Genomic DNA, 26872 nt, shown 5'->3' with positions numbered 1-26872 from the left:
CGGCGCTTGAAACGGATGCTGCCGCCGCCTCTCTTGCGGTTAAAGCTACGACAGCATTGACCGCATTATTTTTCACGAAACCGCTTTTTTCTCCAGAGGACTGCCACCCTTAACGGCAGAGGGAGGCCGCCCAATTCAAGCGCATTGTCCGCAGAGGCTCCAATGCGCCACACTTCATCCCGGTATATCAATTCGATCCGCGCGTTTTTTGCCAAGAAAATTCTGGTATTGGCAAACGCGCTGGGAAAGGAACGTCTCGAGCCCGCCTTCGCGACGGTGCCACGCGAGAAGATCCCGCCGGGCGTGAAGGTGTTGACACTATGAACGCGCTGCGGAGACGGTGGGCGAGAAGCGCAGCTTCGCCGGCGCCTGGAGTTTCCACAAACCGGGGAGCGAGAAGCGGTCGGTGTTCATCATCCGGCAGGATGATTACGACGATTGGTTCCGCGCTCGATCGATGGACGAGGTGAGGTCGTTTCTGGTGTTGTCCGACGCCGCGACGATGGAGGCTGCGCCGGCGCCCAAAGCGTAGATTGGTTTCCGAATTTGACACAAACGTGTCACAACGAACGCTGAAAGACTTATGTGGCTGGTCCCCCCGACAGGAATCGAACCTGTATCTAGCGCTTAGGAGGCACTCGTTCTATCCATTGAACTACAGGGAGGGAATGGATTCTGTCCATTGCTGCGATGCTCGTTGAAATGAGCGGCATCGCCTTATTCTACGGGGATTTCCGGTCGATTGCGATACCCCTAACGTATCGCTCCGGATCACCTCGCAACCTGCTGCCTCACGCTGCCATTACGACAATTTTGCTACGGCACGGGGACACGTGTGGCATCCGTACTGCAGGTTGGCGAACGCTGGCGGCGCGCCCAAGTTCGGCGCGAGGGCAAGAGTATAGCAAAAACGTTTCGCACCAAGGCGGTGGCTGCCATTTGGGCGCGAAGTCTACGGAAGATATCCCCTGGGGGCCGATCAGAGCACTTCAGCCGTACCGCTATCGCGGACTTTACTCCGCCAACGCTAGCGATGGCCCCTTACACGACAGACATAACCAACTATTGGTATTACTAGTATGTATACCGAAACATTAAGAATACTGTTTGTGTTCCTTATCTTCATGTGAGCAAGCCGGCGACCGCATTGCTCCATTTCCTTCGTGCCATGCCATACCCCGCGGCGGCTTCTCCCTACGACGTAGTTTTGTCAGCGATTTAAGCGAGGCGTTCCAGGCTTAACGGCAAAGCTCTCGTTTGCTGACTGTCGCTCATGAACTGACACATTCCTTCAACGGTTTGAGGAGGCAGCATGACGCAGAAAAACAGCTCTCCCGCAGCGGGGTTTAAGGCCAGCGACCTGTCGGCCTCACGTACATTGGCCGACGCGTTGCCCGCACCGGTTTGTCCCGATGCCGCCGCGGGCTTGCTCGATCCCAATGAGCTGGGTGATCTTGGCGTCGGTTTTGTCGTCAAAGCCTACTCCAACATGGGAGAAGGCGACCACGTCATCTTCCAGTTCGACATCGGCGGTCCGGGGGAATACGCCGGAGACTTCGACGTCTCTCGCAAAAAGGTCGGTGCCGACATTCCATTCACCGTGCCCAAGGCCAATATCGTCAGGGCGCTCGACAACGATGTGACCGCCGCCTATCTCGTCGAACCCGGCGACGGCGGCCCCGAGATGTCTTCCGCTCCGCTGCCTCTGCACATCGGCAACCCTCCGCTGCTGGCCGCGCCCAGCGTCGACGAAGCCGTCGACGGGCATCTGGACGGCAGCCTGGCGACCAGCGCCGTGTTCGTGAGGATACCGATCTACAAGGACATGGCCGCGGGCGACAGGGTTTATATGTACTGGGGCGTCGTCGGCGAAGCCGGCTACTACGAGGATGGCATGACCATGCGCGCCGTGCGCTCGGTCACCTTTCAGGTGGATGCCGAATACGTCGGGCTCTATTTGAACAAGACCGTGCATGTGCGCTACGAAGTCGATCGCAATGGCACCGTCTCGCCCTCGGCGCTCTATGCCCTGCGCATCGGCAACGCGCCCGATGAGAGCAAGCTGCCGGCGCCGGTCGTCGCGGAGGCCATCGGCGATATCCTGAACCCCGACCTCGTGCCCGACGGATGCACCGGCTTGCTCGGGCCCAACGAGGGGCTCAGTAATGGCGTGAAGGGCAAAGCCGTTTGGGGGGGCGGCCCGCCCAACGGTATCGAGATTCCGTTCAATCTCTCGAACAACTCCCAGACGGAGCCCTATCCGGTTCATATCCCGTACGCGAACATCACCCCGTTTCTCAATAAGAGCGTCACGTTCCAATACTCGGTATTGCAGACCGACAACGTCACTTGGCTGCAGTCGGATGTGTTGACCTTGCAAGTCTCTCAGCAGGCGGTGCAGGTCGCTCCGCCCAGCGTGCCAGAGGCGGCCAATGGCGTGCTCGATCCTCGTACGCTGTCGCCCCAGATTGGCTGCCCGGTATTCGTGCCTGCGGCCGAGTACGCGCGCCAGGGCGACACGATCCGGCTGACGTGGGCGTCTCAGAAGACGCCAGGCAACTGGAACGGCGAGCATGTCCTGCTCGCGAACGAGACGGGCCAGTCCATCGAATTCGACGTTCCCTATACCAACGTCATGGCAAGCCTCGATGCGCAGGTCACGGTGTCGTACAGCCTGTGGCGAGCCGGTAAGCGTTATGCGTCGAGCCTGCCGCTGACCTTGACCGTTCAACAGGGCGGCCTGCCTGCGGCGACCATCGACCAGGCCAGGGGCAGCACACTCGATCCCGCCGATTGCCCAGATGGCGCGACCGTGCGGCTCGATCGTTCGGGCGGGTTTCAGACGGGCGATCAGATCACCCTGCTGTGGCAAGGCGCCCCAGGCCCGGGCTCGGTGACGGCAAACCATACGGTCAGCGATGCGGAGCAGGGCGGCGACGTGACGCTGAGCGTGCAACAAGCCACGGTGCAGGCGGACGTGGGGCAGACCGTGACGCTCGAGTACACGGTGATTCGGGCAGGCAACCCGACTGCGGAGCAATCGCCTCCCTCGCTTTACGACGTGATCGCGCAACCCGGGCAAGGCCAATTACTGGTCATGGGGGCACGAAATGGTCCAAATGGAATGCGCCAGCAGTTTTTGTCGCATCACCTGAGCGCCTTCGATAAGATCACCTCGCAGCCATTGAATGCGCAATGGCGCTATGACGATGAGTACAACTGGAAACTCGGAACGTCGTTCAAGGACACGCGCCCGTGGGTCCCTCTTAACGTCAGGAGCCAGGACGATACGGTTACGATCCAGCCCGTCAATATTGCCGGAACAGGTAGCAATACCAGCGCCAGCAACTTGGCGGCGATGGCGGCGCTCCTCAATAATGGAGGGGTGATCGGTTGGGGAACCACTGGCTACGGGGCCGATGTGCCGTCGACCATCCTGACCTACAACGACGTGGTCGAGATGGTCAGCACGGAGGCAGCCTTCGCGGTGCGCCGCAGCAACGGGCGGCTCGCGGCGTGGGGCAACGCAGGTACTGGCGGGACGTTGCCCAACGAGATCGCTCTGAACGTGACCGACGCGACGCGTATCGCCGGGAGCGCCACAGCCTTCGCGGTATTGCGCGCCAACGGTCAAATCGCTGGCTGGGGGGACGCGCGCTTTGGAGGTCAGCCGCCGGCCGACATCCTTGCTTTGACGGATGCGGCGCAGATTTTCCCTGCAGGCACGGCGTTTGCCGTGCTACGAAAAACAGGGGAGGTCGCGGCTTGGGGCGATGCCTCAGGTGGCGGGAAAGTGCCGGAGTCCATTGCCTCCGGAGTCACTGATGTCATCGATGTGCGCGGTAGCGCCATGGCCTTCTGCGCGTTGCGTGCCGATAAAACGGTGATTGCCTGGGGGGCCGGCAACGGGGGCGGCACGGTTCCGGCCGCCATTGCGGCCCGCCGGGACATTGTGGAGTTGGCCGCGGCGTCGGCCTATGTTTACGCCGTGCTGACCGAAGGAAAGCAGGTACTTGTCTGGGGGGACGATAGCGTTTGGTTTGGCGGGGTATTGCCTCCCGATATCGCCGCGTTGACCGATATCGAGGAGGTCACGGCCACCGTAGGCGCTTTTGCAGCGCGCCGCACCAACGGGGAAGTGGTTTCATGGGGGAATCCCCGTTCGGGGGGCGCGGTCCCCCCAGACATCGCGTTTAGCCCTGATACCGTGCAGATTGCCAGCACGGACGCCGCATTTGCCGCGCTGCGCCGCGATGGCACCGTCGTGACTTGGGGCGACTACTATTTCGGTGGCGACTCGTCTTCGGTGAAAAGTCAGCTTCAGAACGTGCGCGCAGTCTATGGGAATCGCAATGCGTTTGTCGCGGTTCTCGCCGGGGGCGGGGCGGTCACCTGGGGAGCTGCGGCAGGTGGCGGCGACAGCACCTCGGTAAAGCCGTTTCTCGATAGCGGCCTCACTTATGAGGCGACCGCTGCAGCCCGCGGTCGGGCGCGTGCTGCGTTACGTATCAGGGCATAGCGCCTGCATGCCAATGGATCACGGGATACACAACTCCGGTGTCGCGTTCCGCCTGCGTCGCACGGAATTGTGCCCTTTCGTTCTTCTATAAACCGGCAAGAGGTGCAACCGGCAGTTCGAGTGTTCCGGTATGAGAACTATCAGTTCTACTAGTTGGCAGGGATTGTGGGGTATGGCTTTATGCTGGCCGAATGAACATGTAATTAATTAAATCCGCCCACACTATCAAGGACATGAGAAATGAGTAAATTTGCTTACGTCTTGGGAGGGGATGAAACTATTTATCCTTACTCTGTGCAGTCGGACGGTTACCTAACCGCATTGGGGAAGCCGGTTCCATGCAGTGGGGCCGTTGACATTGCCTGCTCCAATGCGGCGAAATTCTATCGCGGAGGAAACTACCTATTCGTCGCCAGTGAACCTCCCGATCTGAACGAAGAGTCCTACGGTAGAGGATCGATAAGTGTTTTTCATATCGGGGATGATGGCTATTTGACGCCGAATGTCGAGTATTACGACGACGGAGTGCAGGACGATCCAAGGTATATTGTTGGTTTTTACGTTGGAGCGGATACGTACTACATATATATCGACAATTTCATCCAGGCGGACGATCAGAACCCGCTTACCGAGCAGCTTCCCGGGTTCAAGTTCATACCACCCAACTCCATGAAGCCGTGGAACAAGAAAGTGGCTGGCCTTCCGGATAATGTGGTGGGCGACGTCGCAGCCCTGGAGGTGGTTCCCATACCTGGAGAAAGTGCATCCTATCATGCTCAGGTTCTATTGGCGGTCTACCAAAACACACAAGCCAATAAAACACAAGTAGTTGCCATGGATCCCAACGCTTTCGGGCTTGCCTATCTCGGTGGTGGGGAAATTGATGGCGTCAGCGAAGGATATACCCTGGCGGCCAACCCGAACTTTGCCTACGTCGTTTTCAATGCTCAACCAACTACCAATCCTGGTCGGCCTCAGGTCGTCGGATTTAAATTGGAAGGTGCCGGTCAGAAATTCATACCGCTTGGAAATGTCGCCAAATTGGATGGGGCTGGCACGGCCGCCGTTTTGAGTCCGAATGGAAAGTACCTCTTTGTCGGCGTGACCGCAGATATTCGCAATAGTCAAGGCGAGAATGCCGTTGTGTCATACAAGATCGGTGCGGATGGATCGTTGTCGAAAGTCGATCAAAAACCATGCGGGGCAAACGGTGTTGCAATAGTGTCGTTGACCATTGATCCTTCGGGGAAATACCTTTATGCCATGTTCCAGTTCGAGGGAATTGTCCAGGTTTATGAGGTTAATGATGAAGATGGGTCGCTCACGCTCAAATCACCAATCGCGGTCGGGAATGACCCAAGCAATGGCTTGATGGAAATGATCATCGTCGAGGTGTAAATCCCCGGAGATGGTCGGACGGCGTTCCTCGGCACCTCGCAGGCAAGTGGTGCCGAAGCCGTCATTGCTTGCCAGTGCCCATGATCCGGTCCATGAGCGCTTCCTCACCCCGCTTGCAAAGAAACTCCCAAGTGAGCTCCTTATAGACTTCCAACTGCTGTGCCTTCATGATGCCGACGCCGATCTGGGCGTGCGTCTCCTGATCTCCCGGCAGGCCAAGACTGTCCTGCCGCGCGGCCACTTCCTGATCGTAAGCGGGGAGCATGTCGTGCAATTTTTGGCGCGCTCGCTCTGTGCCCTCAGGGTCCAACCGTGCCAGCACCTGCCGCCAAGGTGCCCATTCGACCAGGAAATACTGAGGAAACTCCGTGGACTCTTGCGCGAGAATTTCTTGCTCCGCGTTTCTCAGATCCTGCGGTGTCACCCTTGAGAATTCGAAGAAGCCCATGTTTGCGACGTCAGTAGGCAATTTCAAGCGGTCGCGCAACTGGACCTGATAGGCTAGGTGGACTTCGATTTCTTCCTCCTCCTGCTGTAACGCCTGGGCTTTCTTGTGGGCGATCTTTTCCAGGGCGTCCAAGCGAAATGCGCCGCGCCCAAGGTCGACGATCTCGGCGAGCCTGGCATCGTACTCGCCACGGGCGACTGCGCGCGCATGACTGAGTTTCGTCAGATCGTTATAGGTGAGCGTGACCCGATCCTCGCAGCGCTCGGTGGCCGCTTGCGCGACCAGGATAGCCAACTGACGAAGCTCCCTATCCTGAGCGAGCTTGGATAGCCAACTGGCGACCGCCGCCTTGAAGTCTGCGTTGTAATTGACGGATTCTCTCAAACGATCCAGAAACCGAAAGAACTCCGCAGCATGCGCTTCCTCGATGTGCTCCTGCCATTGGTCCAGCTGCGCCTGCTCATCGTTGCTGAACCAGTCCAGAATCGCTACGGGAAGAGCGCGCGCCGATGCAATGCTCACCTCGCCAGTTGTGCTGCTGAAGCGGATCCGGGGCCCTCTATACCCCGGCGCAGATGTGACAGCAAGCAATTGTTGCAGGAAGGCGGGCGAGAACGGGTTGATTTCAGCCAATACCAGACTAGCGTGGGGCAAGTCAAAAACGCTTGGCGGCAGTTCGGACAGTTTGTTGTCACTGGTGTCAAGCGCATCGAGGTTCGCGGGCAAGAGGGGCAGCTCGGTCAGCCAGTTGGTGCTTACGTTAATCGTTGTAAGGCTCCCGGGCAAGGCCGGCAGGTGGCGCAAACCGCCATAGCCTGCGTGAAGTTCCGTGAGGCCCTCAGGCAAGGGCGGCAGCTCCGTCAGTTGATCGCAGCAATTTACGTCAAGCGCTGTGAGGCCTGCAGGCAAGGCTGGCAGGCAGGTCAGTAGGTTGGTAGCGGCGGCAAGGGTTGTGAGGCCCGCGGGCAAGGCTGGCAATTGAGTCAACTGATTCTCACTTGCGTCAAGGGTCGCAAGGCTCGCCGGCAAGGCTGGAAGCTCGGTCAGATCGTTGCCGCTCACGTCAAGCTCGGTGAGACCGGCAGGTAATTCCGGCAGGCTGTACAACTGCAACTTCCGCAAGTTCAATTTACCGTCGGTCATGTCGAGAATCCTGTCCTTCGCGACTGCCCGGACTTCTTTCCCGTCCCACCTCGGTGGTGCGATGGCTACCCAGGCGCACAAGGCCGACCGGTATAGCGCATCGACGCCACCGCCTTGTCCCTCGTGCCGCTCAGGCATGCTTCCGATCAACTCGCCCAGGAGCTTGCTTGCGCCAATTCGACTCCCTCGCGTCGCGAGCACAGCGCTGGCCAGCTGAACATGTGCTGGTGAAGGATCGGTGGACGGGCCGCCGGTTGAATTTTCCAGGCAAAGGTCTGCGAGAGCGTCGGCCAATACCTCGGCGTCTTGGCCTTCACGGCGCGAGCGTGCCAGATGCTGCGTCAGATCCCGGCGCACCGACTCGATGTCGGCATTGCTCGTTTTGCCGAATTGGCAATGGGTCCAGGCGAGCGCGGCCAATAACGCCGTGCAGCGCCGTTCATGACCTGGATCGTCGCGCTGCCCCACATACTCAAGCACCAGCCTTTTTACTTCATCGACTCGCCGCGACGAGCAGGACGGCATATTCAACGGCTGAGCCGGCGCAGTTGGCCAATATGAACTGATGGGAGTGATCGGCATGGACAATAGGGCAATGGAGAAAGGCGTTGCCTCCGGGTTTCCCGGCGACCGATCTGGCTTTGGCAGTGGGACGTCTGGTGCACAGCCAGACCAAGCTGCCATCGCCCAGCCGGACAGGCGCATGTTGGGCGATGAACCGAACGGCCGACTATAAAAAAACGCGCATCCGAGCGCCGCGACCGATGACGCGGTTCGAAGTCCGTCGCTTTGTCCGACCCGGCGACATCGAGGTTGTCCGAACGCGCGAGGCCGCCTCGCTGCATCGAGTCCGTCATCGTCTTTCGCGAATACCGAAAGAACGATTTGTGCAAATGTGAACGGCAGGCCTTTGCGACAATAAAAGGCGCACGGTGGCCTGCGACGGTGGTGGGTGCGCCGCGATCGAAAGCGCTTGCGTGAGATAAATCCAATGTATCCCGTTTCCGGCGCTGGGGCCTCGCGCTCCCAACTTCCCGTGACGACTTCGACGTCGGCACCACCCTCGACCGCAACGCAGTCGCTTCCCTTTTGCGCCAACGTGCGCGAGGTATGCCAAGCCGATGGGTGGTCCCGTATGCCGTCGGGTTTGGGGCGACTCCTGCCGCCCCTCAGAACAACAACGGGGGCCGGACAGCCCCCGCGGGACGTGAGCCAGTCGATGTCGACATCAACACGGCCGGCTACGGTCGGCGTCAATGCGCGTCTGGCACACCAGACCGATCAGACGACTGGGGGACCGGAATCGCGCACCCATGCCGGGGTAATGGACGCCTTGCTGGACTTCGTCCAACAACCGCCGTCTCCCGGGACATCGCAGCTCTTGGGCAGGTTTGAGGCCATTCAGGAGGGCTTGGAGCAGCGTGTCGATCCCCCGGCGCTGATTGATATGCCATCAGGTTTGAACGCACGCCCGCCGTCCCTTGCATCCCCCGCGCTGATAGGCGAATGGATGCTGACCTATATGGATGTCGCACCGGTGCCGCCGGTCAATGCCGAGGTGTTGGCCTGCATGCCATCGAGTTCGTGTCGACCACAGCATCTTCCGGCAACACGCGAAGCGGAAAAGCGGGCCGCGCCCCAGGACACCGGCAGCGGTGCCGGTGTGATGCCCCCACCCATAAAAGCCGCTCGTCAAAGGGTAGATATCCAAACTTTGCGGGCACTGCACGACGCCTTGACCAGCAACCCCACGCTCGACGTGACCGAGTGGGCGCGAACGAACCGCTTTAACGATCGGACGATAAGACATTATGTCTACAAGGGCGCGCTGACGCCGGAGGCATGGAACCGGTTGGATCTGGCCGAAGGGAGAGCACCGCGCCTTAGGAAGGTAGGAAGGGAGGAGTTGCGGGCGCTGCGTGACGCACTGGCCGACAACCCCGAGCTTGATGCGATAGCTTGGGCGCGAGCGAACCACATTCATTTCCAGACAGTAAAGAACTCAGTACGCAGCGGCGCGCTGACCCCTGAGGCGCAGAATCGGCTGGACGTGGCCGAGGGGACCGCGCCGCGCTTCAGGCCGGTGGGAGTGGACGACTTGCGAGCACTGCGTGACGCACTGGCCGAGAACGCGGAGCTTGATCTGACAGCGTGGGCGCGGGGGAAGCGGCTCCATCGCCGAACATTGGAGAGTTATGTACTCGAAGGCGCGCTAACGCCGGAGGGACAGAACAGGCTGGATGTGGCCGACGGGAAAGCGCCGCGCCTCAGGAGGGTGGAGGTGAACGACTTGCGGGCACTGCGTGATGCATTGGCCGGCAATGCCGAGCTCGATGTGGCGGCATGGGCACGAGCTCATCACCTGAATTGCCGCTCGGTACGATCACTCGTGCGGCATGGAGCACTGAGGCCGGAGGCACTGAAAAGGTTGCTCAAAGCCGATGGCCGGCCTGTGCAGGCCGCTCCGGTACAAGGGGAGCGGAGCCGAAGGGCTTGCTGACGCTTCGTTCACCGAGTGAGGTCACCTTGCTACGTCGACCCCATCATCGCCTTTGCCGAATACCGAAAGAGCGATTCGTGCAAATGTGGACGGTGAGCCTTTGCGACAATAAAAGACACATGGCGGCCCGCGACGGTGGTGGGTACGCCGCAATCGAAAGCGCTTCCGCGAGATAAACTCAATGTATTCCGTTTTCAGCGCTGGAACCTCGCGCTTCCAATTTCCCGCGCCGACCGCTGCGTCGGCACTAGCCCCTATCACTCCAGCGCAGTCGACGACCTTTGGCGCCGACGTGCGTGAGGTGTGCCGAGTGGATGGGGGATCCCCCGTGCCGACGGGCCTGGGCCGACTCCTCCCGCCCCTTAGAACGACGACGGGCGCCGGCCCAGCCTGGGGAAACGCGTACCAGTCGATGCCGACATCAATGCCGCCGCCGACTGTCGACGGCAGTGTGCGCTGGGTGTATCCGGCAGATCAGACGGATGAGCAAACGGAACCTCCTGTCAACACCGGGTGGATGGACACCTTGTTCGATTTCGCCCAATACCCGTCGTTCCCCGAGACATCGCAGCTATTGAGCAGGTTTGACGCCATTCAAGAGAGCTTGGCGTGGCGCGACAGTGCCCAGGCACTGACCGACATGCCATCAAGCTCGATCGAACACCCGCTGCCCCTTGAAATACCCGGGCTGATACATGATGGGATGCTGACCCATATGGAGACCGCACCGGTGTCGCAGGCCAATGCCGGAGTGTTGGCCTGCATGCCGTCGAGCTCGTTTCAACAACAGCACTGTCCGGAGCCATGCACTGCGAATAAGCGGTCGATGTCCCTGGCCGCAGGCATCGAGAGCAGCGCCGGTTTCATGTCTCCTCCAACGAAAATCGCCCGCAAAAAGGTGGACCTTCAAACTTTGCGGGCGCTGCAAGCCGCAGTGGCTCAGGATCCCGAGTTTAATTCGGCGGATTGGGCGCTGGCGCATGGTTTGAATTCCAGCACGGTAAGGAAACTGGTAAGCGTACGAGGAGGTGATCTGACGCCGGAGGGACGGAGCCGGCTGGATGCGGCCGAGGGGAAAGTGCCGCGCCTTCGGCCGGTGGAAGTGGACGACTTGCGGGTGCTGAGTGACGCACTGGCCCGCGACCCCAAGCTCAACGTGGCGGAGTGGGCGCGAAACCGTGGCGTGAATCCCAGCACGGTGAGGGAACACGTACGCGGCGGTGCCCTGACGCCAGAGGCGTGGGATTGGCTGAATCGAGCCGGCGGGAAAGCGCCGCGCCTTCCGCAGTTGGGGGTGGACGATTTGCGGGCGCTGCGCGATGCGCTGGCCTGCGACGTCAAGCTTAGCGTGGCGGGGTGGGCGCGAAACCGGGGCTTGAACCCCAGCACGGTAAGGGAGCATGTACGAGGCCGTGCGCTGACGGCACACGCGCAGAGACGGTTGGATGTGGCCGACGGGAAAGCGTCGTGCTTCAGGCCGATGGGGGTGGACGACTTGCGGGCGCTGCGTGACGCCCTGGCCCGCAACTTCCAGCTTGACGTGGCAGAGTGGGCGAGAATGAACAACATTCATCCGCTAACGGCCAGGAACTCGGTGCGCGATGGCATGCTAACGCCAGAAGCGCAGAATCGGTTGAATCTGGCCGACGGGAAAGCGCCGAATCTCAGGAAAGTGGAGATCGACGACTTGCGGGCGCTGGATGCTGCGTTGACCGGCAAACCCAAGTTCAACGTGATGGCGTGGGCGCGGGCTCGTAACTTGCATTCCGCCACGGTAAGGAAACTTGTGCGCAAAGGCGCGCTAACGGCAGAAGCGCGGAAGCGGTTGAATCTGGCCGACGGGGAAGAGCCGAATCTCAGGAGAGTGGCGATCGACGACTTGCGGGCGCTGGATGCTGCGATGACTCTCGATCCCCGGGTCAACGTTACTGAGTGGGGGCTGGCTCGTGGCCTGAATCCCGCAGAGGTGAGGCGTTTCGTACGAGCATGCGCGCTGACGCCGGAGGCAAGGAAACGGCTGCAGGAGGCGGATGACTTGGCCATGAAGCTTGGGAGGACGGTGACGCAGGCTGCCGCTTGAGCCCCAAGCCCGGGAACGAGTGGGACACCTCGTAACCTCGAACCCGTCATCGCCTTTCTCGAATACCGAAAGAGCGATTCGTGCAAATGTGGACGGTGAGCCTTTGCGACAATAAAAGGCACATGGCAGCCTGCGATGGTGGTGGGTATGCCGCAATCGAATGCGCTTGCGTGAGATAAATCCAATGTGTCCCGTTTGTCCCGTGTTCGGTACTGGGGCCCCGCGCCCTCGACTCCCCGTAACGACCTCAACGTCGGCACTACCGATGTCGTCAACCTCAACGGCAACGCAGTCGACCTCCCTTGGCGTCAACGTGCGCGAGGTGCGTCAAGCTGACGAGGGGGGCCGTACATCACCGAGTTTGAGGCAACTTCCGACATCCCTCGCAACGACGACAGGCACCGGACCGGCCTCGGGCAATGTGCGCCAGTCGACGCCGACATCAACGCCGCCGGCGACCGTCGGCGTCGACGTGCGCCCGGTACACGAGACGAATCAGGCGACTGGGCACACGGAACCGCTTATCGATACCGGGGAGGTGGACGCCTTGCTGCGCTTCGTCAAACAAGCGCCGTCCCCCGGTACATCGCAGCTATTGGGCAAGTTCGAGGCGATTCAAGAGGGCCTTGCGCGGCGCGTCAATGCCCAGGCGCCGACCGACATGCCATCAAGCTCGACCGAACGCTCGTTGTCCCCTGAAACAACGGCGCTGATATTCCAGGCGATGCAAGCCTATATGGATAACGCACCAGCGCCGCAGGCCAATATCGAAGCGTTGGCCGGTATGCCGTCGAGCCCGATTCAACAACAGGGCCCACCCGAAACACGCACAGCGACCAAGCGGTCGACGTCTCCGGCCGCATGCGTCGGGAGCCGTGCTGATTTCATGTCTCCTCCAAGGAAACTTGCATGTGTACGAGAAGGTGAACGAACCCCGGAGACGCGGAACCGGTTGGAATTGGCCAACGGGAAGGCGTCGCGTTTTTGCAAGATGCAGTTGAACGACTTGCGGGCGCTGTCTGATGCGCTGACCTGCAACCCCAAGCTTGACGTGTCGGCGTGGGCACGAGCGCGCGGTCTGAATTTAAACACGGTGAAGGAGCATGTACGAGGCGGCGCACTGACAGCAGAGGCGCAGAACCGGTTGGATGTGGCCGACGGGAAAGCGCCGCGCCTTCGGCCGGTGGGGTTGGAAGACTTGTGGGCGCTGCGCGACGCACTGACCCGCAGTTCCAAGCTTAACGTGGCAAAGTGGGCGCGAACCCGGGGCGTGAATTCCAGCACGGTAAGGGAATTTGTGCGAGGACACGCGCTGACGCCCGAGGCGCAAAATCGGTTGAATCGAGCCGAAGGGAAAGCGTCGAATCTCAGGAAATTGGAGATCGACGACTTGCGGGCACTGCGCGACGCGTTGGGCGGCGATCGCGAGTTCAACCTGACAGAGTGGGCGCGATCTCGTAGCTTGAATTCCGACTCGTTAAGGAAACTGGTGCGAGCAGGCGAGCTTGCTCCCGAGGCGCAGAACCGGTTGGATGTGGCTGACGGGAAAGCGCCGCGCTTCAGGCAGGTGGGGTTGGAAGACTTGCGGGCGCTGCGCGAGGCACTGGCCCACGATTCCAGGCTTGATACGACAGCATGGGCGCGAGCTCATGGTCTGAATTCCCACACGGTAAGGTCGCTTGTACGAAATGGCGCACTGAGGCCGGAGGCATGGAAAAGACTGCAGAATGCCAGTGCCGAAAGAGCGATTCATGCAAATGTGGACGGAGAGCCTTTGCGACAATAAAAGGCAGATGGCAGCCTGCGACGGTGGTGGGTACGCCGCAATCGAAAGCGCTTGCGCGAGATAGATCCAATGTATCCCGTTTCCGGAACCGTGGTTCCGTGCTCCCCGCTCCCCGCGACGACCTCGACGTCGGCACTGCCCACGACAGCAACGAGGTCGATGCCCTTCGACGCCAGCGTGCGCGAGGTGCGCCAGGTTGACGGGTGGTCCCGTATGCCGTCGGGTTTGGGGCAACGCCTGTCGCCCCTTAGCGCGACGACCGGGGCTGGACCGCCCCCGGAAAACGTCAGCCAACCGACGTCAACATCAACACAGTCGACTGCGATCGGCGTCAACGTGCGCTGGGTACACCGGGTGGATCAGACTGGCGGGCGAGCGGAATCCCCTACCCATGCTGGAGTGGCGGGCGCCTTGGTCGACTTCATCCAACAACCGCTGTCCCCCGGAACATCCCGGGAACTGAGCAGGTTCGAGGCGATTCAAGAGCGCTTTGCGCGGCGCGGCGATGCCCAGGCCCTGACCGACATGCCGTCAAGCTCGATCGAATGCCCGCCGCCCCCTGAAACCCCCGAGCTGATACATGAATGGATGCTGACATATATGGATATTGCACCGGCGCCGCCGGTCAATGCCGAAGCGTTCGCCTGTATGCCGTCGAGCTCGTTTCAACAGCCGTATCTTCCGCAAGCACACACAGCGCAAACGCGGCCGGTGTCCGGGAGCGCCGGCAGCGGGAGCGGTGCTGGTTCCACGCCCCTACCGATAAAAATCCCCCGCCCAAAGGTACCCATTCAAATGCTGCGAGCGCTGCGCGACGCATTGGCCCGCGACTCCGAACTCGACTTGACCGATTGGGCGCGAACGAACCACGTTCGTGTTCAATCAATAAAGTACTTGGTACGCAAAGGCGAGTTAACGCCGGAGGCCCAGGACCGGTTGGATGTGGCCGACGGGAAAGCAACGCGCTTTCGGAGGGTGGAACGGGACGACTTGCGGGCGCTGCGTGACGCACTGGCCGCCAACGAAGATCTTGATGTGGCAGCGTGGGCGCGGCAGAATCAGCTTAATTCAAGAACATTGGAGTGCTATGTATCGAAGGGCGCGCTGACGCCGGAGGCGCAGAATCAGTTGGATCGGGCCGAAGGGAAGGCCTCGCGCTTCAGGGAGGTGGAGGTGGACGACGTGCTGGCGCTGCGTGACGCACTGGCCCGCAATTCCGAGCTTGACGTGACCGGGTGGGCGCGAGCACGTCACTTGAACGCCCGCACGATAAGGACATTTGTGCGAAAAGGCACGCTGAGGCCGGAGGTACGGAGAAGATTGCAGAGGGCCATCGACTCGTCCATGGAGCCGGAGAAGACGGTGGCTGTGGCTGCCGTTCAAGCCCCGAAGCCCAGCAGGGGAGTGGAACCGAGGGACTTGCAGACGCTTCTTGTCGAGCGAGCCGGTGGCGGCGTCTTCGACCTGCCGGAGTGGGCGGAAAGGTTCGGTCTGAAGCTCCACGAGTTAATCCGATATGTCACAGTGGAAGGTGAGCTCACGGCAAAAGGACTGGACTTGTTGAATCGACGATAGAGAGTCGCTTCGGACTCGCGTGAAGCAGAGCTGCCCTAGAGACCAGCACGCTGACTCGCCACATCGCACCCGTCATCGCCTATGCCGAATTTGGAATACCGAAAGAACGATTTGTGCAAATGTGGACGATGAGCCTTTGCGAAAATAAAAAGCACTTGGCAGCCTGCGACGGTGGTGGGCACGCCACGATCGAAAGTGCTCCCGCGAGATAAATCCAATGTATTCCGTTTCCGGTGCTGGGGTTCCATGCTTCCAGTTCCCCGCGACGACCTCGACGTCAACGCAGTGGACTACCCTCGGTGCCAACGTGCGCGAAGTGCGCCAGGCAGACGAATGGCTCCCTCCGTCGTGGAGTTTGGGGCAACTCTTGCCCCCCCTCCGAACGACGACGGGCGCCGCGGGGGACGAGAGCATGCCGATGCCAACGTCGAGGCAACCGACGACTGTCAGCGCCGATATGCGCTTGGTGCATCAGGCGAATCAGACAGGTGGGCGAACGCGGCGGCGCGGCCATGCCGGAGCGCTGGACGCGTTGCTGGACTTCGCCAAACAACCGCCGTCTCCCGGAACATCGCAACTATTGGGTAGGTTTGAGGCCATTCAAGAGAGCCTGGCGCAGCGCAACAATGCTCAAGCGTTGGCCGACATGCCATCGAGTTCGATGCAACGCCCGCCTGCCTTTGGAACCACAGCGCTGATGTTCCAGGGAATGCCATCCTGCATGGATGTCGCATCGGCGTCGCCGATCGACGAAGGCGCATGGGTCTGCATGCCGTCGAGCTCGGTTCAACAGTCGCACCTTCCCGAAACACGCATGGCGAACGAGCAGTCAACGTCCGCGGCCGTGGGCAGTGGGAGCGGTGCGGGTTTCAGGTCGCGTCCCACGGAAATCGCCCGCCAAAAGGTAGATGCCCAAACCTTGCGGGCGCTGAATGCCGCATTGGCCCACGACCCCGGGCTCGATGTGGCAGCGTGGGCGCGAGCGAACCACTTTCATGCCCGGACAATAAGGAATTATGTCTATAAAGGCGCGCTGACGCCGGAAGCATGGAACCGGCTGGAACTGGCCGACGGGAAGGCGTCGCGCTTGAGGAGGGTGGAGGTGGACGATCTGCGGGCGTTGCGTGACGCACTGGCCGACAACCCCGGCCTCGACGTGGCTGCGTGGGCACGAGCGCGCGGCTTGAATGCCATGACGGTAAAGAGATATGTAGCCTACGGCGCACTGGCGCCAGATTTACAGGATCGGCTGGAACTGGCCGACGGGAAGGCGTCGCGTCTTAGAAAGATGGAAGTGGACGACTTGCGGGCATTGCGCGACGCGCTGACTCTCAACCCCGCGCTTAACGTGACAGAGTGGGCGCTGGCGAACCACTTTCATACTCGAACAACCAGGAACCTGGTATGCAAAGGCGCGCTGAAGCCGGAAGTCCAGAGGCGGTTGGATCGGGCCGACGGAAAGGCACGGCGCTGCGGGCCGTTGAGCGTGGACGACTTACGGGAACTGCGTGATGCGTTGGCCCTCGACAGTGGGCTTAACGTCGCGGAGTGGGCGCGAGGCAAGCACCTTCATCCCCGGTCGATAGAGGGCTACGTATCCAAAGGCGTGCTGACGCTGGAGGCCCGGGATCGGTTGGATGTGGCCGACGGGAAGACGCCGCGCTTCAGGAAGGTGGGGATCGAAGACCTGCGGGCGCTGGATGCTGCGTTGGGCCTCGACCGTAGGCTCAACGTCTCGGCGTGGGCGCGCACCCATAGCCTGCATGCCAGCACGGTAAGAGCGTTTGTGCGAAACGGTGCGCTCACGCCGGCGGCGCGGGAAATGCTGCGCAATGACGACGGCCAGGCTGCGAAGCCAGGCACGGACGCAGGCCGCCGCTCGAGTTCCGAGACCTAGAGATTGCCTACAGGGTCATCGCTTCAGCGTCAGCCGCCCGTCCTGCGCTTGACAAACGGCATAGGGGCATTCCAAGGCTCCGTCGGTTGGCCGCCTTCAGCATTCTGCAACTTTCTCCGTGCCGCCGGCGTGAGCGCACCGTTTCGCACAAATGTTCTTGCCGAGTTGGCATTCAGGCCGCGAGCTCGCGCCCACCGCGAGACGCTAAGGTTGTGGCCGTCAGCCAACATGGCATCCAGCGCGCGCAGGTCGTCCACGCTCATCCTCCTCAAGCTCGACGTTTTCCCGTTGGCCACGTCCAGCCGATCCTGGGCCTCCGGCGTTAGTGCGCCCCTGGATACATAACCCTTTATTGTCCCGGCGCAGAGGTGGTGCGCTTGCGCCCACGCTGTGAGATCGAGATCGGGGTCACGGGTCAATGCATCATGTAGCGCCCGTAAAATTTGGATATTTAGCCTTTCATGGGGTTTCTTTGCTGGAAGAGGCATGAAACCCGCACCGCTCCCACGGCTTGCGCCTTGAGGCGCTACCTGCCTTTTCGCTGCGGGTGTTTCGGGGAGTTGCGGTTGTTGACTCGAACTGGACGGCATGCCGGCCAACGCTCCGACATTGGCCTGCGGGGCCGGTGCGGCATACATTTGGAAAATCAACGGTGGTACTGCAGGTACTGCAAAGGGCTGCGGTTGTTGAACCGAACTGGATGGCGTGCCGGCCAACGCTCCGACATTGGTCTGCGGGACTGGCGGGGAATACATTTGGAGTATCAACGGTGGTATTGCATAAGGCTGCGGATGTTCTGTCGACATGGAGAGTATGTCCGCCAACGCTTGCGCATTGACGCGCTGCTCGAAGCTCTCTTGATAAGCCTCAAACCAGTCCAGTTGTCGGGACGTTCCTTGGAACGGCGGTTTCAGGGCGAGGTTTCGCAGGGGGGGCATCGCCTCTGGGCGGATAGGCAGTTCCGCACACCCACACGTCTGAACTGCCTGATGCATCGGGGGAACATTGACGCCGACCGTCGCCGGCTGCGTTGATGTCGACGTCGACGGACTCACCGTCGTTGGGTGAGGCGATTGGGGTTGCCTCGGGCTCGACGGCATACGGGCCCCCCCATCGGCTTGTCGTACCTTACGCACGTCGGCGCCGAGGGTAGCCGACTGCGTTGTCGTCGAGATTGATGGCGTCGGTGGCGGCGACGTCGAGGTCGTCGCGGGGGGCTGGGAGCGCGGAGCCCCAGCGCCGGAAATGGAGAACATTGGCTTTATCTCACGGAGGCGCTTTCGGTCGCGGCGTGCCTACCATCATCGCAGGACCATCGCAGGACCATCGCAGGCTGCCACATGTTTTTTATTTTCGCAGAGGCTCACCGTCCACATTTGCACAAATCGTTCTTTCCCCATTCCGCATTCGGCATAGGCGACGATGGGTTTGATGCAGCGAGGCGGATGGCCCCCTGTCATGGCGGCCATCCGGCTTGCCAAACGCGTCATCAGTTTTGCTCAAGCTCTCCAAGCGTCACGATTCGGGCGATGCCGGCGAGCATATCCATCGACCGTATGTGCTCATCCTCGTCGGCTGCCGCACAGGCTTCCTCGAGAACCCAGACCTCATAATCGCGATCATGAGCGTCGCGCGCCGCCGCCTGAACCGCCCACGTGGTACTCGCCCCGGCGAGCACGACGCGTTCTATCCGATTCGCTCGCAACGCGGCCTCGAGCCGTGTGCCATAGAACGCGCTCACGCGCGGCTTGACGACGACCAGATCGGCCAGGTCGGCATGCAAATCCGGATGAAATTCGGTGCCCGGACCGTCCAAGGCAAAAGCCCCAAATTCCTCGGCACGGCCGAAGACCGGAGACTGCTTGGGCAAATCCGCATAGCCGCGCTGGAAACCCACTTTGACGAGGATGCTCAGCCAATGCTTGCGCCGAGCGATGGCAAGCGCTTGATTCGCTTTCGCGACCACATCACGCGCAGCGGCGTGCGCGGCGCATCGCGCCGGCTTCCCCGATGGGTGAATGATGTCCAGAATGTAGTCCAGGCCGATCAGTGCAGTGTTCATCTCGTTTTCCCCTTGCGATGGTCAAGTCGCTTCCTACCTCATGCGGAGCGAGTCGCGCCGCCGCACCGCGTTCGCGCGTCGCCTCGTCGATCCGTTCGCGCACGGCACGAAGAAAGGGCGTCGCGTCCGTGTATTGGCGTCCATAGGCGAGATTGAACGCGTAGTCGAAGTCCGGCGGATTGCGGCCTTGCGTGTGCTGCAGCATCGTCTCCAGTTTGTCGAGCGCCTTTACGGCGCGCGCCTCCGGTGTTGCTCCCCGCGCATACTCGTCCCACAATGCCACGATCCGGTCGCGCATTGGTGCATCCAGCGACTCGCATATCGTCAGCAGATCCTGCCGTTCGGCATCGTTCTTGTCCACACCCCCTTGTTGTTCGGGCGCAGGCACATCGCCGTTCAACGCTTCCCCAAGATCGTGGACGACACACAACTCCAGCATCTTCGCGCGGTCCACGTCGCCCAGTCGATCCATGAACACCATCGCCATGAGACTCAGCCGCCAGCTGTGCTCCGCCGTGCTCTCCGGCCGTCCCGATGACGTATGGCCGCTTCTGAGCACATCCTTCAACCGCTCGCACGTCCGCAGAAAATTCAGTCGTCCTTCAATCGACTCGCGCGCCATCTCCATCGCTGTCACCTCCGTCACCTGAACCATTGCCAGCTCAGCAGCATAGGATCGCGCTTCGACGTGCGCCACGCATAAATTATGCGCAGCGTAAGGAATCACAGTGTCTCGACCAGACGCGCAACGGTGCCGTCCGAGAGCGTGAGACGCGTCCATCGGCAACGACTTGCCCGGATCGGCACCGCCACCGAATCGTTGCTGCCGGTATCGAATTCCAGCGACGGCGCTTGCCCGTCATGCCACCCCGCGTCGCGCAGCGACGCCTCCCGCGAGACGATCGCCTGCGTCGCGAAAGGCCACAGCGACGCACCCATCAACGTCGACAATGGCGATGAAAACTCCGCCGCACGAGCCGCCGAGCACGCGAGCAAGCGATGCGTGACGTCGCACACGAGATGCACCGCACGCGTGTCGTGCGTCACCAGGCGCTGCAACGCGCTGTCGGCCGCCGAGTCGAGACGCGCCGAAAGCAGCGATTCGAGACGCACGAGCGCGTCACCCGTGATCGGCAGCGTGCCGGCCTCCCAGCGCGACAACGTCGATTGCGCAACGCCGAACCACTCGGCCGCGTGCGCCTGCTTGATGCGTCGCAGCGCGCGCCATCGTCGCAGCGCACTGCCCGCCGACGCCATCGCAGGCCTGTCCATGCCATGTTCCATGTTGTACTTCCTGCCACACTATGCTCGGGAATTTCCCGATGGAACAACCGCTTGCGCCGTTTGTTCCATTGACGCTACAAATTGGCGCTCCTGGAGTCGGCGCCATGATGAAGCGTCGCGACTGTCTCATGAACCTGTCCGCTTTTCGGCGTGCGGCGTGCGGCGCGCGGCGCACCGCGTACTGCGCGAATAAGCCGCCGCCCATCGTTGCCGAACCACGTCGCAATGTTGCCGCCATGACATCGCGGCAGGCTTTTTTGCACCGAATGCGCTCAGACGATGCCGTTGCCGCGCAGCTCGGCGATCTTCGCGTCGTCGAAACCCAGGCGCTCGCGCAGGATGTCGTCGCTGTGCTGGCCCAGCGTCGGCGGGGCGGTGCGGGCGAGCGGCGGCGTCTCGCTCATTTTCATCGGACTGGCCACCAGACGCGCGACGCCGCCCGAAGGATGCGGCAACTCGACCGCCATCTCGCGCGCGACGACCTGCGGGTGCGCGAACACTTCCGGCAGCGTGTTGATCGGGCCGCACGGCACGCCGGCCGCTTCCAGTTTGTCGATCCACGCGTCCTTGCCGAACTTGCGAACCATTTGCGCGAGCAGCGGCACGAGCACTTCGCGATGCCGCACGCGCGACGGGTTCGTGGCAAACCGTTCGTCATCGGCCAGTGCCGGCTCGCCGCCGGCCTCGACGAATTTGCGGAACTGGCCGTCGTTGCCCACGGCGACGATGATCCAGCCGTCGTCGCCCGTCTGGAACGTCTGATACGGCACGATGTTCGGATGCGCGTTGCCCCAGCGCACCGGCGCCTTGTCGCTCGCCAGATAGTTGGTGTTCATGTTGGCGAGCATGGCGACCTGCGTGTCGAGTAACGCCATGTCGATGTATTGCCCGACGCCGGTGCGATCGCGATGGGTGAGGGCCGCCATGATCGCCAGACTCGCGTACATGCCGGTCATCAGATCGGCGATCGCCACGCCGGCCTTCTGCGGCCCACCGCCGGGCAGGCCGTCGCGCTCGCCCGTGATGCTCATGAAGCCGCCGATGCCCTGCACGATGAAGTCGTAGCCGGCGCGCGAGGCATACGGGCCGTTCTGGCCGAAACCCGTTACCGAGCAATAGACGAGATCGGGTTTGACGGCCTTGAGCGACGCGTAATCCAGTCCGTATCTGGCGAGCTGGCCGACCTTGTAGTTCTCGACGACGACGTCGCTCTGCGCGGCCAGCGCGCGCACGATAGCCTGCCCCTCGGGGCGCGAGATGTCCAGCGTGAGCGAGCGCTTGTTGCGATTCGCTGCAAGGTAGTAAGCCGCCTCGGCCGTGTCGTTGTCCTCGGCGTCGCGCTGATAGGGCGGCCCCCAACTGCGCGTGTCGTCGCCCACGCCCGGGCGCTCCACCTTGATCACGTCCGCGCCCAGGTCGGCAAGGTTCTGCGTCGCCCACGGACCGGCCAGCACACGCGAAAGATCCAGCACCCGGATATGACTCAGCGCGCCCATCGTTACCTCTCTCCTCGAATGGATCGCCCCACGACGACTGTCGGCGTCATGTGCGAAACATTGTTTTGCAATGCGGAACTTGTGGGCGGTAGTCTACGTTGGTCGATTCGCGTCTTACCAGCGTCGTTTCGCACTGCGGTTGGCGGCGTGGCGCGGTGGCGAGGTCGATTTCCCGTATAATCAAAAGTTTGCAAAATACCCGCCAGGCTTCGCTTTGCGCCCGCCAGGTCCCCACGCTCTCAAGCACGCTATGAAAGTCGCAGACATTCGGGAAAAATTCCTCAACTTCTTCGAGTCGAAGGGGCACACGATCGTGCGCTCGTCGAGCCTCGTGCCGTCCAATGACCCCACGCTGCTGTTTACCAACTCCGGCATGGTGCAGTTCAAGGACGTCTTCCTCGGCGTCGAGACGCGCCCGTACAAGCGCGCAACCACGGCACAGCGCAGCGTGCGCGCCGGCGGCAAGCACAACGACCTGGAGAACGTGGGCTACACGGCTCGTCACCACACGTTCTTCGAAATGCTGGGCAACTTCTCGTTCGGCGACTATTTCAAGCGCGAAGCGATTCAGTATGCGTGGGAATTGCTGACGGAAGTCTACAAACTGCCCAAGGACAAGCTCTGGGTCACCGTCTACAAGGAAGACGACGAGGCCTACGACATCTGGGCGAAGGAAGTGGGCGTGCCGGCCGAGCGCATCATCCGCATCGGCGACAACAAGGGGGCGCGCTACGCCTCGGACAACTTCTGGCAGATGGCCGACACCGGCCCGTGCGGCCCGTGCTCGGAGATCTTCTACGATCACGGCCCGGACGTGTGGGGCGGCCCGCCGGGATCGCCGGAAGAAGACGGCGATCGCTACATCGAAGTGTGGAACCTCGTGTTCATGCAGTTCAACCGCGACGAGCAGGGCAACATGACGCCTCTGCCCAAGCCGTGCGTCGACACCGGCATGGGGCTGGAGCGTATCGCCGCCGTGCTGCAGCATGTGCACAGCAACTACGAGATCGACCTGTTCCAGCATCTGATCAAGGCCGCGGCGCGCGAGACCGGCGTGAGCGATCTGGCTGCCAACTCGCTCAAGGTGATCGCCGACCACATTCGGGCCTGCTCGTTCCTGATCGTCGACGGTGTGATCCCCGGCAATGAAGGCCGCGGCTACGTGCTGCGCCGTATCATCCGCCGCGCGATCCGTCATGGCTACAAGCTTGGCTGCAAGAAGCCGTTCTTCTACAAGCTCGTGCCGGATCTGGTGGCCGAGATGGGCGTCGCCTATCCGGAACTGACCCAGGCGCAGCAACGCGTGACCGATGTGCTCAAGCAGGAAGAAGAGCGCTTCGGCGAGACCATCGAGAACGGCATGGAGATTCTCGAAGGCGCGCTCGCCGATCTGGCCAGGCGTGGCGTTACCACGCTCGATGGCGAGCTCGCGTTCAAGCTGCACGACACGTATGGCTTCCCGCTCGATCTGACGGCGGACGTCTGCCGCGAGCGCAGCATCTCGGTCGATGAGGCCGGTTTCGACGCCGCGATGGCGCGTCAGCGCGAACAGGCGCGCGCCGCCGGCAAGTTCAAGATGGCAACGGCCCTCGAATACGACGGCGACAAGACGCGCTTCCAGGGCTACGACACGCTCTCGCTCGAAGGCGCGAAGGTGACGGCGCTGTATGTGGACGGCACGAGCGTCGGCAAGCTCGCTGCGGGTCAGCAGGGTATCGTGGTGCTCGACACCACGCCGTTCTACGCCGAGTCGGGCGGTCAGGTCGGCGATCAGGGCCTGATCACGACGGGCGGCGCACGTTTCGGCGTGGCCGACACGCAGAAGATCCAGGCCGACGTATTCGGTCACTACGGCACGCTGGCGTCGGGCGAACTGAAGGTGGGCGACGCCGTGACCGCGCAGGTCGACGCCGTGCGCCGTGCGCGCACCGTGCGCAACCATTCGGCAACGCACCTGATGCACAAGGCGCTGCGCGAAGTGCTCGGCGCCCACGTGCAGCAGAAGGGTTCGCTGGTCGACGCCGACAAGACCCGTTTCGATTTCGCGCACAACGCGGCGATGACCGCCGACGAAATCCGTCGCGTGGAGGATATCGTGAACGCCGAAGTGCTGGTCAACGCACCGGTGCATGCGGCGCTGATGTCGTACGACGATGCGGTCAAGGGCGGCGCGATGGCGCTGTTCGGCGAGAAGTACGGCGACGAAGTGCGCGTGCTCGACATCGGGACGTCGCGTGAGCTGTGCGGCGGTACGCACGTGGCGCGCACGGGCGACATCGGCCTGTTCAAGATCGTGATGGAAGGCGGCGTGGCGGCAGGTATCCGCCGCGTGGAAGCGATCACCGGCGACAACTCGGTGCGCTTCGTCCAGAAGCTCGACGATCAGGTCAACGAGGCCGCCGCGGCGCTCAAGACGCAGCCGGCCGAATTGACGCCGCGTATCGCGCAGGTACAGGAGCAGGTCAAGTCGCTGGAGAAGGAACTGGCGGCGCTCAAGTCGAAGCTGGCCTCGAGCCAGGGCGACGAACTCGTCGAGAAGGCCGTCGACGTGAACGGCCTGAAGGTGCTGGCCGCTCAGCTCGAAGGCGCCGACGTCAAGACGCTGCGCGAGACGATGGACAAGCTCAAGGACAAGCTCAGGAGTGCGGCCATCGTGCTGGCGGCCGTCGACGGCGGCAAGGTCAGCCTGATCGCGGGCGTCACGGCCGACGCGACCGGCAAGGTCAAGGCCGGCGAACTGGTCAACTTCGTCGCGCAGCAGGTCGGCGGCAAGGGGGGGGGCCGTCCCGACATGGCGCAGGCCGGCGGCACCGATCCGTCGCAGCTGCCGCAGGCGCTGGCCGGCGTGCAGGGCTGGGTCGCAGGCAAGCTGTAATTCGTCGGCAGTTCTTCGACATGGCCGGCGAAGGGGGGCGGCACGGCCGCCCTCTCGTTGACTCGTTCCGCCCGACTCGGTGGAGCACTCGCAAAACGCGCACTTCGGTGCGCGTTTTGCATTCCGGCGTGGCGCAGCATTTGCCTGCGCCGGTCGGCGCCGCGTTGGAATGCGGCAGGCCACCCCGACGGCACCGCTCGCCGTTTGTCGCCAGTTGCGTTGAGCCTCGCGACATCCGTCGAATGCCGTCAGGTGGAATCCAACTGGCCCGACAGACAAGCGGTACAGTTTCGGTATTCGAAAGGAAGCCGAAACAAGTCGCCTCAGTGTTTCGCGAGAAGGCGAGGTGACGCGCCGGGGCGGTGGTATACGGCGCAATGCCCCTGTCCGCACAGGGGAACCCTCACCTCCCACAATGGTTTCCATGTAAAGTATTCGGCATGTCGCGCGCCTCGCCGCGTGTTCCCGCCGTTGTTCGTCCTCACCCGCCCGCGGGTCAGCCATTCTCATGACAGCCACACTCGCCGATTCCGACAGCGCCGTCACTGCGCGCCAGCCTTCGCCTGAGCGTGCGGCATGGCGCATCGCCCTGTCGTGCATGCTCGCCCTGTCCATTGCCATGGGCATCGGGCGCTTCGCCTTCACGCCCATGTTGCCGCTCATGCTGCATGAGCAGCTCACCGACATCCAGCACGGTAGCTGGCTTGCCTCGTTGAACTATGCCGGGTACTTCGTGGGCGCGTTGTCGTGCATGTGGCTGCATCTGACGCCGACATTCATCATTCGCTTTGCGCTGGCAGCCACGGTCGCGCTGACGCTCGCCATGGGCTTGATGGAGTCGTTCGCCGTGTGGGCCGTCGTGCGCACGCTGGCCGGGGTGATGAGCGCGTGGGCGATGGTCTTCTCCGCCGGATGGGGTTTTCGCAAGCTCGCCGAACTGCGCATGCCCAGCCTCGGCGGCGTGATCTTCGCGGGGCCGGGCGCCGGCATCGTGGTGACCGGGTTGCTCGCGAGCCTGAACACGGCGATGGCGTGGCCCGCGCGCGGCGGCTGGCTGTTGTGCGGTGTGCTCGCGCTGGTGCTTCTCGCCGTGATCTGGCGCACGTTCGTTGCTGACGCGCCGGTGCCGCTGGCAACGTCGGCGGCATCGGCAGCAACGAAGCCGGCGGACGGCGCCATCCCGCATGCCGTCAACCACGGCAGTGGCGAGAATGTGATCCCCGTCACGGTGCTCTACGGCCTTGCCGGTTTCGGCTACATCATCACCGCGACGTTTCTGCCGGTGATCGCGCGCCAGGCGCTGCCGGGCTCGCCTTGGCCGGACCTGTTCTTCCCGCTGCTCGGCCTGATGGTGATTCCCGGCGCGATCGTCGGCGCGCGCGCACCGCTCGCGTGGGACAACCGCCTGCTGCTCGCGGCCTGCTACGTGATGCAGGGCCTGGGCGTGGGCATCGGGATCGTGTTGCCCAATGTCGCCGGCTTTGCGCTGGGCAGTGTGCTCGTCGGCCTGCCGTTCACGGCAATCACCGTGTACGCGGTGCGCGAATGCCGGCGCCTGCGTGGGGACAATGCCAATGGCCTGATCGGTCTGGTCACGGCATCCTATGGCATCGGGCAGATCGTCGGGCCGCTGGTCGCCGCGCCCCTGGTCGCCGCCACGGGCAGCTTCACGGCCGCCTTGCTGTGCGCGAGCGGGGTGCTGGCGCTCGGCGCGATCGGCTTCGTTTGGGACTGGCGGCGCTCATACGAACGCGCGCCCTGAGCGCAGGGCATCGCAGCGGCGGCGAGCTTCGACGTGTCTCACTCGCG

The 26872-nt window shown here is 62.2% G+C and carries 16 protein-coding genes, 1 tRNA gene and 1 pseudogene; 11 read left to right on the top strand and 7 right to left on the bottom strand.

Going from position 1 to position 26872, the window contains the following annotated elements:
- The first annotated feature begins 162 nt into the window (after nucleotides 1–162).
- Entirely contained in the window at nucleotides 163–324 is a 162-nt protein-coding gene (locus RO07_RS26080) for a hypothetical protein (protein WP_157118215.1), read from the top strand.
- 16 nt (nucleotides 325–340) lie between these two features.
- On the top strand, nucleotides 341–532 hold the full coding sequence (locus RO07_RS16460; protein WP_039412464.1) for a hypothetical protein: 192 nt from the start codon (nucleotides 341–343) through the stop codon (nucleotides 530–532).
- A gap of 58 nt (nucleotides 533–590) precedes the next feature.
- Here RO07_RS16460 and RO07_RS16455 read toward each other — a convergent pair.
- Nucleotides 591–665: transfer RNA gene (locus RO07_RS16455), tRNA-Arg, on the bottom strand.
- Between the two features lie 647 nt (nucleotides 666–1312).
- On the opposite strand from RO07_RS16455, the gene RO07_RS16445 reads away from it, so the two are divergent.
- Both RO07_RS16445 and RO07_RS16440 read left to right on the top strand, forming a co-directional pair.
- On the top strand, nucleotides 1313–4519 hold the full coding sequence (locus RO07_RS16445; RefSeq protein ID WP_147284628.1) for an RCC1 domain-containing protein: 3207 nt from the start codon (nucleotides 1313–1315) through the stop codon (nucleotides 4517–4519).
- A gap of 240 nt (nucleotides 4520–4759) precedes the next feature.
- Nucleotides 4760–5917, top strand: a complete 1158-nt coding sequence (locus RO07_RS16440) for a beta-propeller fold lactonase family protein (RefSeq protein ID WP_039412462.1) — start codon at nucleotides 4760–4762, stop codon at nucleotides 5915–5917.
- A 61-nt stretch (nucleotides 5918–5978) separates the two neighbouring features.
- On the opposite strand, the gene RO07_RS16435 is transcribed toward RO07_RS16440, so the two are convergent.
- A complete protein-coding gene (locus tag RO07_RS16435) occupies nucleotides 5979–8090 on the bottom strand; it encodes an NEL-type E3 ubiquitin ligase domain-containing protein (RefSeq protein WP_160118110.1) in 2112 nt (703 codons plus the stop codon).
- 637 nt (nucleotides 8091–8727) lie between these two features.
- On the opposite strand from RO07_RS16435, the gene RO07_RS16430 reads away from it, so the two are divergent.
- The 5 genes from RO07_RS16430 (at nucleotide 8728) to RO07_RS16410 (ending at nucleotide 17346) form a co-directional block, all read left to right on the top strand.
- Nucleotides 8728–10008 carry a hypothetical protein gene (locus RO07_RS16430; RefSeq protein ID WP_147284629.1) on the top strand — a complete coding sequence of 427 codons (1281 nt, stop codon included), beginning with the start codon at nucleotides 8728–8730 and terminating at the stop codon, nucleotides 10006–10008.
- A gap of 412 nt (nucleotides 10009–10420) precedes the next feature.
- Nucleotides 10421–12088, top strand: a complete 1668-nt coding sequence (locus tag RO07_RS16425; RefSeq protein ID WP_147284630.1) for a hypothetical protein — start codon at nucleotides 10421–10423, stop codon at nucleotides 12086–12088.
- A gap of 265 nt (nucleotides 12089–12353) precedes the next feature.
- Nucleotides 12354–13874, top strand: coding sequence for a hypothetical protein (locus RO07_RS16420; RefSeq protein ID WP_147284631.1), 1521 nt, complete (start codon nucleotides 12354–12356; stop codon nucleotides 13872–13874).
- A gap of 411 nt (nucleotides 13875–14285) precedes the next feature.
- The gene (locus RO07_RS16415) at nucleotides 14286–15449 is read left to right on the top strand and encodes a hypothetical protein (RefSeq protein ID WP_147284632.1); all 1164 of its coding nucleotides are present in this window, start codon (nucleotides 14286–14288) and stop codon (nucleotides 15447–15449) included.
- A gap of 412 nt (nucleotides 15450–15861) precedes the next feature.
- The gene (locus RO07_RS16410; RefSeq protein ID WP_147284633.1) at nucleotides 15862–17346 is read left to right on the top strand and encodes a hypothetical protein; all 1485 of its coding nucleotides are present in this window, start codon (nucleotides 15862–15864) and stop codon (nucleotides 17344–17346) included.
- A gap of 29 nt (nucleotides 17347–17375) precedes the next feature.
- On the opposite strand, the gene RO07_RS26075 is transcribed toward RO07_RS16410, so the two are convergent.
- The 5 genes and pseudogenes from RO07_RS26075 to RO07_RS16385 form a co-directional block, all read right to left on the bottom strand.
- Nucleotides 17376–18284, bottom strand: coding sequence for a hypothetical protein (locus tag RO07_RS26075; RefSeq protein ID WP_157118214.1), 909 nt, complete (start codon nucleotides 18282–18284; stop codon nucleotides 17376–17378).
- A 551-nt stretch (nucleotides 18285–18835) separates the two neighbouring features.
- Nucleotides 18836–19408, bottom strand: coding sequence for a cysteine hydrolase family protein (locus RO07_RS16400; RefSeq protein ID WP_039412447.1), 573 nt, complete (start codon nucleotides 19406–19408; stop codon nucleotides 18836–18838).
- Between the two features lie 67 nt (nucleotides 19409–19475).
- Nucleotides 19476–20030: pseudogene (locus RO07_RS16395) on the bottom strand (HD domain-containing protein); the annotation flags it as partial.
- A gap of 101 nt (nucleotides 20031–20131) precedes the next feature.
- A complete protein-coding gene (locus RO07_RS16390; protein ID WP_115089098.1) occupies nucleotides 20132–20692 on the bottom strand; it encodes a helix-turn-helix domain-containing protein in 561 nt (186 codons plus the stop codon).
- Between the two features lie 272 nt (nucleotides 20693–20964).
- Nucleotides 20965–22188: a CaiB/BaiF CoA transferase family protein gene (locus RO07_RS16385; protein ID WP_039412444.1), complete on the bottom strand. Its 1224-nt coding sequence runs from the start codon at nucleotides 22186–22188 to the stop codon at nucleotides 20965–20967.
- Nucleotides 22189–22438: 250 nt separating this feature from the next.
- Between RO07_RS16385 and alaS the strand changes: the two genes are divergently transcribed.
- Both alaS and RO07_RS16375 read left to right on the top strand, forming a co-directional pair.
- Complete coding sequence (alaS, locus tag RO07_RS16380; protein ID WP_039412441.1) at nucleotides 22439–25063, top strand: alanine--tRNA ligase; 2625 nt, start codon at nucleotides 22439–22441, stop codon at nucleotides 25061–25063.
- Nucleotides 25064–25571: 508 nt separating this feature from the next.
- Entirely contained in the window at nucleotides 25572–26825 is a 1254-nt protein-coding gene (locus RO07_RS16375; RefSeq protein ID WP_039412439.1) for a YbfB/YjiJ family MFS transporter, read from the top strand.
- Nucleotides 26826–26872: the final 47 nt, after the last annotated feature.

Source organism: Pandoraea pulmonicola, from assembly GCF_000815105.2.
In the GTDB taxonomy this organism is placed as follows: Bacteria; Pseudomonadota; Gammaproteobacteria; order Burkholderiales; family Burkholderiaceae; genus Pandoraea; species Pandoraea pulmonicola.
This window is presented reverse-complemented; position numbering and strand designations above follow the sequence as displayed.

Excerpts from the sequence above, each read along its gene's own strand:
- RO07_RS16420 (WP_147284631.1), top strand. The coding sequence starts at position 12,354 with ATGTCGTCAACCTCAACGGCAACGCAGTCGACCTCCCTTGGCGTCAAC.
- RO07_RS16390 (WP_115089098.1), bottom strand. The coding sequence starts at position 20,692 with ATGGAACATGGCATGGACAGGCCTGCGATGGCGTCGGCGGGCAGTGCG.
- RO07_RS16435 (WP_160118110.1), bottom strand. The coding sequence starts at position 8,090 with ATGCCGATCACTCCCATCAGTTCATATTGGCCAACTGCGCCGGCTCAG.
- RO07_RS16375 (WP_039412439.1), top strand. The coding sequence starts at position 25,572 with ATGACAGCCACACTCGCCGATTCCGACAGCGCCGTCACTGCGCGCCAG.
- RO07_RS26080 (WP_157118215.1), top strand. The coding sequence starts at position 163 with ATGCGCCACACTTCATCCCGGTATATCAATTCGATCCGCGCGTTTTTT.
- RO07_RS16445 (WP_147284628.1), top strand. The coding sequence starts at position 1,313 with ATGACGCAGAAAAACAGCTCTCCCGCAGCGGGGTTTAAGGCCAGCGAC.
- alaS (WP_039412441.1), top strand. The coding sequence starts at position 22,439 with ATGAAAGTCGCAGACATTCGGGAAAAATTCCTCAACTTCTTCGAGTCG.
- RO07_RS16410 (WP_147284633.1), top strand. The coding sequence starts at position 15,862 with ATGCCGATGCCAACGTCGAGGCAACCGACGACTGTCAGCGCCGATATG.
- RO07_RS26075 (WP_157118214.1), bottom strand. The coding sequence starts at position 18,284 with ATGCCCCCCCTGCGAAACCTCGCCCTGAAACCGCCGTTCCAAGGAACG.
- RO07_RS16425 (WP_147284630.1), top strand. The coding sequence starts at position 10,421 with ATGCCGACATCAATGCCGCCGCCGACTGTCGACGGCAGTGTGCGCTGG.
- RO07_RS16385 (WP_039412444.1), bottom strand. The coding sequence starts at position 22,188 with ATGGGCGCGCTGAGTCATATCCGGGTGCTGGATCTTTCGCGTGTGCTG.
- RO07_RS16400 (WP_039412447.1), bottom strand. The coding sequence starts at position 19,408 with ATGAACACTGCACTGATCGGCCTGGACTACATTCTGGACATCATTCAC.
- RO07_RS16440 (WP_039412462.1), top strand. The coding sequence starts at position 4,760 with ATGAGTAAATTTGCTTACGTCTTGGGAGGGGATGAAACTATTTATCCT.
- RO07_RS16430 (WP_147284629.1), top strand. The coding sequence starts at position 8,728 with ATGTCGACATCAACACGGCCGGCTACGGTCGGCGTCAATGCGCGTCTG.